Annotated in this window: 1 protein-coding gene; it reads left to right on the top strand. The window is 37.0% G+C overall.

Features of this window, described 5'->3' with window-relative positions; translation table 11 throughout:
- Window positions 1-510 (top strand): CAP domain-containing protein (locus CCAND38_RS02150; protein WP_197066315.1); only part of this gene is annotated, 510 nt, incomplete at its 5' end.
- Between the last annotated feature and the right edge of the window lie 234 nt (window positions 511-744).

The raw sequence follows: 744 nt of genomic DNA on the forward strand, positions 1-744 counted from the left end.
TTGATGGGAGGACATCAGGCGAGTAATGTGTTTTGCCAAAATAAGAAAGTGCTTCCCCAATCCAAACATCTCTATGACAGTGAGGTGCATAGCTTATCGCTTGCTCAATTACAAACTATTATGATAGACTATATCAATAGTATTAGAAAAAAGCATAAACTTCCTCCTTATACCATTTTTGATCATCCTCTGGCTCAGGAACATTCTAAATATCTGTTTGAGAGTGGTAAGGATAAAGAACTTGATTGGAATGATCATTTTGATGCAGAAGGAAAGTCTATTTTTTGGAGAATGAAAGCTACTAAGATACGTTTTAAGGATGTGGGGGAAAATATTGTCACTGTTCCTCCTGGAGCAACGGTCAGGCAACTTGTAGATGCTTGGATGGGAAGTACTATGGGACATAGAGAGGCACTACTTTCAACAGAATATAAGCAAGTTATTATTGGGCATCATCCTGGATCCAATAATGTCGTGCTTGATCTTGTTACATTAGATGATGAAAAATAAGGTCGTGTAGTAAAAAGTATGATGCCTTAAAAAAGGAAATATCTTTGTCAGGCTGTCGTGGTCAAAGCCTAACAATCAGAACTTTCATCATACTTTTTACAACACGACCAAACATTCATAATAATAATTTCATACCTATGTACAAAACTTTTTTAACCTTAATTCTTGCCTCTGGGTTGATGGGAGGACATCAGGCGAGTAATGTGTTTTGCCAAAATAAGAAAGTGCTTCCCC

The sequence above is a fragment of the Capnocytophaga canis genome, from assembly GCF_000827555.1.
Taxonomy (GTDB): domain Bacteria; phylum Bacteroidota; class Bacteroidia; order Flavobacteriales; family Flavobacteriaceae; genus Capnocytophaga; species Capnocytophaga canis.